This window comes from Cellulomonas septica, assembly GCF_012396155.1.
Classification (GTDB): Bacteria; Actinomycetota; Actinomycetes; order Actinomycetales; family Cellulomonadaceae; genus Cellulomonas; species Cellulomonas septica.
In genome coordinates, this window is the sequence record NZ_JAAXOY010000090.1 from 1 (window position 1) to 8,290 (window position 8,290).

Consider the following 8,290-nt stretch of genomic DNA (forward strand, 5'->3'; position numbering starts at 1 on the left):
GGCCGCGGGGTCCTCCGCGCCCACGTGCTGCGGGCGCACGACCCGCACCTGCAGGCCCGCGTCGAACGCGCCCCGGTAGAAGGACGCGACGATGCGGGGGTACGACAGCGGGTCGCCCTCGCCGGACGGCGTCTGCAACGGCGGCTGGCCCGCGAGCGCCCAGCGGCTCGCGCCGTGGTGCCAGATCGCGACGTCGGCGTCGGGCGTCGCGTCGGCGAGCAGCCCGCCGACGCGTCCGAGCTCGACCCCCAGGCCGGCGATCTCGCGGTACGCCCGGCCGGGCACGCCGCTGTGCGGCAGCACGCCGCCCCAGTACGTCTCGGCGCCGTAGTGCAGCGTGCGCCAGTGCCAGTACTCGACCATCCGCGCACCGCGCGCGACGAGCGCCCACGCGGCCTGCCGCCACTGCCCTGGGTAGGCGGGCAGGTTCGTCGACGGGCCGCCGATGGCCTGCGCGTCGGTCTCGGTCACCAGGAAGGGCTCGTCGCGCGACGACCACATGACGTCGGCCACCTGGAACAGCGCCCACGTCCCCGTCGCGGTCCAGGACTGCGGCACGACCGCCGCCGACGGGTGCGCGAGGCCGTCCTGCATCGTGTAGTACGCGTTGCCGCTGGTCACGTCGAGGACCGACGCGAGGTCGGCGTCCTCGAGCGCGGGCCGCTCGTACGCGATGCATGTCGTGACCCACTGCCCAGGCCGTGCCAGCGCGCGCACGGCCTGCGCCTGCCAGTCGATCATCTCCGTCGTGAGCGACGCCTGGAACCGCCGCCACGCGAGGTCGTACTGCGGCTGCGCGTTGCCGTCGGGCGTCCACAGGTCCGCCCACGTCGAGAGGCGGTGCGACCAGTAGACGAGGCCCCACTCGCGGTTGAGCGTCTCGACGTCGCCGTACGTGTCCTGGAGGTGGTCGACGAACCGCTCGAAGATCCCGCGGTTGTGCAGCAGGTGCAGGCCCGGCTCGTTGTCGACCTGGTACCCGACGACGGCCGGGTGGTCGCGGTAGCGCTCGACGATCCGGCGCAGCACGCGCTCGGCGTACCAGCGGAACACCGGGTGCGTGAAGTCGACCTCCTGCCGCGCACCCCAGCCCATCGGCCGGCCCGTCGCGGACTCGCCCGCGATCTCCGGGTACCGGCGGACCAGCCACGGCGGCACCGCGTACGTCGGGGTGCCGAGCACGACGTCGATGCCGCGCTCGTGCGCGCCGTCGAGCACCGGCTCGAGCCAGTCGAGGTCGAACCGCCCGTCGGACGGCTCCCAGGTGGACCAGACCGACTCGCCGACGCGGATCACCGTGAACCCGGCGGCGGCCATGAGGTCGAGGTCGCGCTTGAGGTCGCCGGGCGTCGGGTCGGCGCCGGGGCCGTGGTACTCGTGGTAGTACGCGGCGCCGAAGCGGACGCGGTCGTGCTGCACGGACATGAGGTCTCCTCAGCCGGGTGTCTCGGTGGATCAGGGGCCGCGAGCGACAGCGCGCGCGGCGGGAACAGGGGGCGCGTCAGCCCTTGACGGAGCCCGTCGCGAGCCCGGACTGCCAGTACCGCTGCAGGAACAGGAACGCGACGATCAGGGGGATGATCGAGATGAGCGACCCGGTGATGACGCTCGAGAACAGCGGCCTGGAGCCCGAGCCGCCGGCGGCGGTGGCTTGCCACTGCGCGAGGCCGACCGTCAGCGGGAACAGGTCGGGGCTGTTGAGCACGATGAGCGGCAGGAAGTAGTTGTTCCACGTCGCCACGAGCGTGAACAGCAGGACCGTCACGAGGCCCGGGACCAGCAGCCGCAGTGCGACCTGGAAGAAGATCCGCAGCTCCCCGGCACCGTCCACGCGGGCCGCCTCGATGAGGGTGTCGTCGACCGCGTCGGCCGCGTACACCCGCATGAGGAACACCCCGAACGGGCTGACGAGCGAGGGCAGGATGACCGCCCACGGCGTGTTCGTCAGGCCGGCCTTCGCGAACAGCAGGTACGTCGGGATCGCGAGCGCCGTCGTCGGGATCATGATGGACCCGAGGATGCCGCTGAAGATCGCGTTGCTGCCGGGGAACCGGTACTTCGCGAAGGCGTAGCCGGCCGCGGTCGCGAGGAACGCGGCGCCGACGGCAGCCGTGCCCGCGTAGAACACCGTGTTGCGCATCCACAGCAGGTAGACGCCGTCCTGCGCGGTGAACACCGCCTGGATGTTCTCCCACAGCGACATCGACTGCGCGAACCACAGCCCGAACGAGGAGAACAGGTCCGCGTTCGACTTCGTCGAGGCCACGACCAGCCAGAACAGCGGGAGCAGGAAGTACACGAGCGCGAGGAGCATGAGCACCGACAGCAGCGGGCTGCGGCGGGGCTGGTCGCTCGAGTGCGCGCGGCGGCGCCGGCTGCGCGGTGCCGCCGGCTGGGCGGGCCCGGACGCGCGGCGGTCCGCGGGCGTGCTGATCGTCGTCGTGGTCATCGGGCACGCTCCTTGCGCTCCCTGCGCTGCGCCGACAGCTGCACCACGTAGGAGACGATCATGATGACGATGCCCAGCACGAAGGCGATCGCCGCGGCGTAGTTCAGGTCACGGTTGATGAACGAGAGGTTGTACGCGTAGAGGTTCGGCGTGTAGTCGGTGCCGATCACGTTGGGCGCGAGCGACTGCAGCAGGTTCGGCTCGGTGAAGAGCTGGAACGTGCCGATCACGGAGAAGATCAGCGTCAGCAGGAGCGCCGGGCGCACGGCCGGGATCTTGATGCTCCACGCGGTGCGGACCGCACCGGCCCCGTCGACGGACGCCGCGTCGTAGAGCTCCGCGGGGATCGCCCGCAGCGCGGCGTAGATGATGATCATGTTGTAGCCGACGAACTCCCACGTGACGATGTTCATGATCGAGAACAGCATCCAGTCGGCCGACAGGAAGGGCGGCGCGGGGACGCCGACCGCGTCGGCGATCTGCGCGGCGGGCCCGAAGTCCGGGCCGTACAGGTAGCCCCACATGAGCGCCGCGACGACGCCGGGCACCGCGTACGGGACGAAGATGCCGAGCCGGATGAAGCGCTGCAGGTACAGCACGCCCGCGTCGAGCAGGAGCGCGAACAGCAGCGACAGCCCGAGCATGACCGGCACCTGGATGACCAGGAAGAGCGTCATGCGCCCGACGCCCGACAGGAACGACGGGTCGGACAGCGCGCGGCTGTAGTTCTCGAGCCCGACGAAGGCCGTGCCGCCGACGAGCTGCTCGCGGAACAGGCTGAGGTAGCCCGCGTAGACGAGCGGCGTGACGAGGAACAGGACGAAGATCGCGACGAACGGCGCGATGAGCAGGTACGCGGTGGCGTTCTGCTTGCGGCGCATCGGCGACGAGTGCCGGTGCTTCCGGGGCTGCGCGAGGGTGCGCTCGGGCGTGACGACGTCGGTCATCGGTGTCTCCCGGGGTCGGTGAGGGGGCCGGTCCCGCGGCCTGCGGAGTGCCGCGGGACCGGCGGTCCCTCAGTCGGCGACGGTGAAGCCCTGCTGCTCGGCGTAGGTCGTGAGCTTGTCCTGCCACGCCTGCATGGCCTCGACCAGGTCGGTCTTGTCGGCGATCGCCTTGCCGACGGTCTCCTCACCGGCGGAGTAGGCGTAGTCCATGAACGGCAGCCAGCCGAAGTCCGGCTCGACCGTCGAGGAGATCTCCGCGAACAGCTTGTTGACCTCCTGGCCGCCGTAGAACTCGGCCTGCTGGTCCGCGAACTGCGGGTCCTCGAGGACCTCGTTCGTGGTCGGGAACAGGAACTGCTCCGTCGCCATCGTCATCGCCGACGCCTTGTCGTGGTTGATCCACAGCGCGAGCTGCGACGCGGCGATCGGGTTCTTCGTCGACGCGAGCACCGCGTCGGACGAGCCGCCCCAGTTGGCCGAGATGTTCTGGCCGTCCTCCCACTGCGGGATCGTCGACGCGCGCCACAGGCCCGACGTGTTGGCGGCCGTGCCCTGCAGGAACACGGGCCCCCACGCGGCGGCGACCCACGACGCGTACTTGCCGTTCGCGAGCCCCTGGTACCAGGCGTCGGTGAAGTCCGGGTCGACCGAGACCGCGTCGGACGCGATGAGGTCGCCCCAGTACTGCGCGACCTGCGTCGCCTCGTCCGAGGACAGGTCGATCGTCACGGTCTCCTTGCCGTCCCAGCCGAACGGCCGCGCACCGGCCTGCCAGAGCAGGGCCGTGAACTGGCCCATGTCGTTGCCGGGGATGTTCGTCAGGTAGAGGTTCGGGTCCGCCGCGTGCAGGTCGGTCGCCGCCTGGGCGAACGCGTCCCACGTCGTCGGGACCTCGATGCCGTGCTGCGACAGCAGGTCCTCGCGGTAGAGCAGGCCCATCGGGCCCGAGTCCTGCGGGACGCCCCACACCTTCTCGCCGTCGGTCGACTTGACCTGCTCCCACACCCACGGCACGTAGTCGTCGCCGATGTCCTCGGGCATGTACGGCGTGAGGTCGAGCAGGTTGTCGCCCAGCGCGAACGACGACAGGTGCTGGAACTCGACCTGGGCGACGTCGGGCGCGCCCTCGCCCGCCTTCAGCGCGCTGCGCAGCTTCTGGTAGTGGTCGGCGCCCTGGCCGACGTTGACGACCTCGACGTCGATCGCCGGGTAGGCGTCCTCGAAGAGCTTCACCTCCTTCTCGATGTCGGGGACCCACGTCCAGAAGGTCAGCTTGGTGGGCGTCTTCATGGCCTCGTCGATGTCGGCCTGGCTGACGGGGCCGGTCGTCTCGCCGCCGCCGTCGGTCCCGCCGCCGCCGCTGCAGGCGGTGAGGGCGAGCGCCGCCACGGCGACGCCCGCGGTGAGCCCGGCGGCCTTGCGCCGCCACGTGATCGTCCTCGACATGCTCCACTCCTTCGTGAAGGTCGTGCTGGTCCGGTCGGTGCGCGCGTCCCGCCGCGACGGTGCGCGGCGGGACGCCCGGGTTGGCCTCGTGGGCCGGTGTGCGGGTGCGGCTGGGTCAGCCCCGCCCGCAGGGTGCTGCTGTCGTCTCCCGGACCACGAGCTCGACCGGGACGTCCTCGCGACGGTCCTGCCGTCGCGGGTTCTCGATGGCGTCGACGAGGAGCCGGACGCCGAACGAGGCCAGGTGCGTGAGGTCCTGGCGGATCGTGGTGAGGGCGCGCGTCAGGTACGCGGCCTCGGGGATGTCGTCGAAGCCGACGACGGACACGTCGCCGGGGACGTCGCGGCCCGCGTCGGCGAACGCGCGCAGCACGCCGATCGCCATGTGGTCGTTCGCGACGAAGACGGCGGTGACGTCGGGGTCGGCGGCGAGACGCTGCCCGACGGCGTAGCCCGACGGGGCGCTCCAGTCGCCGTGCTGGACCTCCGGGACGGGTGCGCCCGCGCGCACGAGCGTGTCGCGCCAGCCGTCGGCGCGCAGGCCCGCGGACCGCCAGCCGGACGGTCCCGCGACGTGGTGGACCGTGCGGTGGCCCAGGCTCAGCAGGTGCTCGGTCGCGGCGCGGCCGCCGCCCGCCTGGTCGGCGTCGACCATGAGCTCGTTGGTCGAGATGCCGTAGCGGCCCGACAGGCTGAGGAGCGGCAGGTCGCCGACCTGCGCCGCGTCGAGCGTGAAGACACCGACCGGCTCGTTGACCGCGATGCCGTCGACGCCCTGCTCGACGAGGTCGAGCAGCGAGCCCGTGATGCTCTCCGGGTCACCCTCGAGCGTGTTGACGACCGACATCGCGTAGCCGGCCTCGCGGATCGCCCGCTCGATGCCGACCATGATCGACGCCGGGCCGAAGTCGGTGGACCCGACGGACAGCACGCCGATCGTCCTGCTGCGGCCCGACACGAGCTGGCGGGCCGCGCGGTTGGGCCGGTAGCCGAGCGTCGTGGCGGCCTGGCGGACGCGGTCGCGGACCTCGGGGCGGACGTGGGGGTCGCCGTTGATGACGCGGCTGACCGTCTTCTGCGAGACGCCCGCGGCGCGTGCGACGTCCATCGCGACGACTGCTCGCTCCACGGCCACGACGATGTCCCTTCGGTCGGCTCTGCCCGATGACTACGTAGTCAAACCACTGGATGACTACGTAGTCAAGTGGCGTGGATCACAGGATTGTGACGATTCAGAGACGGTCGCGCTCCCACGGGCGCGCACCGTCGCGTCGTCAGGGCGTGCGGCGGCGGAGGGTGGACGCACCCACGACCAGGGCGCCGACGATGAAGAGCGCCACGACGCCCACGTCACCGCGGACGTCCGACCAGCCCGACCCGGCTGCGAGCTTCTGCATCGCGTCGAGCGCGTACGTGAGCGGGAAGATCCGCGACAGCCACTCGAGCAGCTGCGGCATCTCGTCGCGGGGCATGAGCAGACCGCACGTGATGATCTGCGGGAAGATCACCGCCGGCATGAGCTGCACCGCCTGGAACTCGGTCCGGGCGAGGGCGGACGCACCCAGCCCCAGCGCGCACCCGAGGACCGCGTCCAGCACCGCGACCAGGATCACCAGGCCGATCGGGCCGGCCACGTCCATCCCGCACATGCCCACCGCGAACCCCACCACGACGAGCGCCTGCACCGACGCGAGCACCGCGAACGCGATCGCGTAGCCGACGACGACGTCCGCGCGGCCGATCGGGAGCGTCATGAGCCGCTCGAGCGTGCCCGACGTGCGCTCTCGCAGCGTCGCGACGCTCGTCACCAGGAACATCACCAGCAGCGGGAACAGCCCGACGAGCAGCGGCCCGAACTGGTCGAGCACCGGCGTCCCGTCGAACATCCACGCGATCAGGCCGATGAGCAGGCACGGCAGCAGCAGGACCAGCGCGATCGTGCGGTGGTCGTGGCGCAGCTGCGTGAGGACGCGCGTGGCGGTCGCGGCCGTCAGGCGGGGGCTCACGACGGACTCCCGGCGGCGGCGGCGGGTCCGGCCGACGCGTTCGCCGCGTCGACGAGGGCGAGGAACGCGTGCTCCGCGTCGGGTGCACCGGTCTGCGCGAGCAGCTCGGGGAGGGTCGCGTCCGCGAGGACCCCGCCCTCGCGCATGAGGACCAGCCGGTCGCACCGGACCGCCTCGTCCATCACGTGGCTCGACACCAGCAGGCTCGCGCCCGCGTCGCGGAGCCGGCCGAACAGGTCCCACAGGTCGCGGCGCAGCACGGGGTCGAGGCCGACGGTCGGCTCGTCGAGGACCAGCAGCTCGGGGTGCCCGAGCAGCGCGATCGCGAGGGAGACGCGGGACCGCTCACCGCCCGAGAGCGTGCCGATCGTCTGCTTCGCGCGCGCCGTCAGGTCCACCTCGTCGAGCGCGCGGTCCACCTCGCGCTGGCCGAGCCCGAGGATCGCCGCGGCGTACCGGAGGTTCTCGGTGACGGTGAGGTCGGAGTACACGCTCGGGGCCTGCGTCACGTAGCCGATGCGCCGCCGCAGCGCGGGCGCACCGGCGGGCTCGCCCAAGACGAGCACGTCGCCGCCCGCGACGACCTGGGCGCCGACGATCGCGCGCATGAGCGTCGTCTTGCCGCTGCCGCTCGGGCCGAGCAGCCCGACCACCTGCCGCCGCGGCACCGCGAGGTCGAGCGCGTCGATCACGGGCCGACCACCACGGACGACGCGCAGACCGACGACGTGGACCGCCGGGGTGTTATTCCCCATGCGAGGAATTGTGCTCCTCGTGGGCGCGGCGGGGCAAGGGCCTACTGGCTCGACTCGACGAGCACCTCGCGGAACCGGTCGACGACGGCACGCTCCCCCTCGACCGCGAGCGCGTCCAGCGGCCCCCGGCCCCACAGCCAGCGGTCGAGGTCCCACGCCGAGCCCGTGAGCGTCGCCGTGCTGCGCGCGTCCTGCGGAGTGACGTCGCGCGCGACCAGCTCACCCGCGTCGAGGTCGTACGTCCTGCCCGTCCGCGGCGACGTCCCCGTGAAGCGCCCGAGCGCGACCAGCCACGAGCGACCCGCGTCGGACGCGACGACGAGCACGCGTCCGCCGTCGTCGGGCGTGAACGTCGCCCACGGCGGGAGGCCGCTCATCATCACGGCGAGCATCTCGTCGACCCCGTCAGAGGCGACCTCGACCGGCGGCGCACCGACCTCGAGCCCCGCGACCTGCTCCGCGTCGACGCGGTGCACCAGCGCCTCGTGCGCCTGCCGTCGCAGCGCCCACGCCACGTCGCCGCCGTGCGGCGACCACGACCAGCACCGCTCCGACGGGTCGTGCGCGTCGAACGCGTCGAGCAGCGCCCCGGTCCGCGTGCGCAGGAACGGCACGAGCGCGTCGTCCGGCTCGCGCTCCGGGCCGTCGATGCCCCCCGGCGGGTCGCCGCCCACGTCCACCACCGCG

The 8,290-nt window shown here is 72.2% G+C and carries 8 protein-coding genes; all 8 read right to left on the reverse strand.

The window, feature by feature from the left end:
• On the reverse strand, positions 1 to 1,425 hold a 1,425-nt coding region (locus HGA02_RS05620), incomplete at its 3' end, for a beta-galactosidase (protein WP_210728212.1).
• Between the two features lie 76 nt (positions 1,426 to 1,501).
• Positions 1,502 to 2,449: a carbohydrate ABC transporter permease gene (locus tag HGA02_RS05625; RefSeq protein WP_168678174.1), complete on the reverse strand. Its 948-nt coding sequence runs from the start codon at positions 2,447 to 2,449 to the stop codon at positions 1,502 to 1,504.
• Positions 2,446 to 3,396, reverse strand: a complete 951-nt coding sequence (locus tag HGA02_RS05630) for a carbohydrate ABC transporter permease (RefSeq protein WP_168678175.1) — start codon at positions 3,394 to 3,396, stop codon at positions 2,446 to 2,448. Before HGA02_RS05630 ends, HGA02_RS05625 begins: the two co-directional genes overlap by 4 nt.
• Positions 3,397 to 3,465: 69 nt before the next feature.
• A complete protein-coding gene (locus HGA02_RS05635; RefSeq protein ID WP_168678176.1) occupies positions 3,466 to 4,842 on the reverse strand; it encodes an extracellular solute-binding protein in 1,377 nt (458 codons plus the stop codon).
• Between the two features lie 115 nt (positions 4,843 to 4,957).
• Positions 4,958 to 5,971 carry a LacI family DNA-binding transcriptional regulator gene (locus HGA02_RS05640; protein WP_343035294.1) on the reverse strand — a complete coding sequence of 338 codons (1,014 nt, stop codon included), beginning with the start codon at positions 5,969 to 5,971 and terminating at the stop codon, positions 4,958 to 4,960.
• A 145-nt stretch (positions 5,972 to 6,116) separates the two neighbouring features.
• A complete protein-coding gene (locus tag HGA02_RS05645; protein WP_168678177.1) occupies positions 6,117 to 6,848 on the reverse strand; it encodes an ABC transporter permease in 732 nt (243 codons plus the stop codon).
• Positions 6,845 to 7,603, reverse strand: a complete 759-nt coding sequence (locus tag HGA02_RS05650) for an ABC transporter ATP-binding protein (protein ID WP_168678178.1) — start codon at positions 7,601 to 7,603, stop codon at positions 6,845 to 6,847. Before HGA02_RS05650 ends, HGA02_RS05645 begins: the two co-directional genes overlap by 4 nt.
• 41 nt (positions 7,604 to 7,644) lie before the next feature.
• On the reverse strand, positions 7,645 to 8,290 hold a 646-nt coding region (locus HGA02_RS05655; protein WP_210728213.1), incomplete at its 5' end, for a maleylpyruvate isomerase N-terminal domain-containing protein.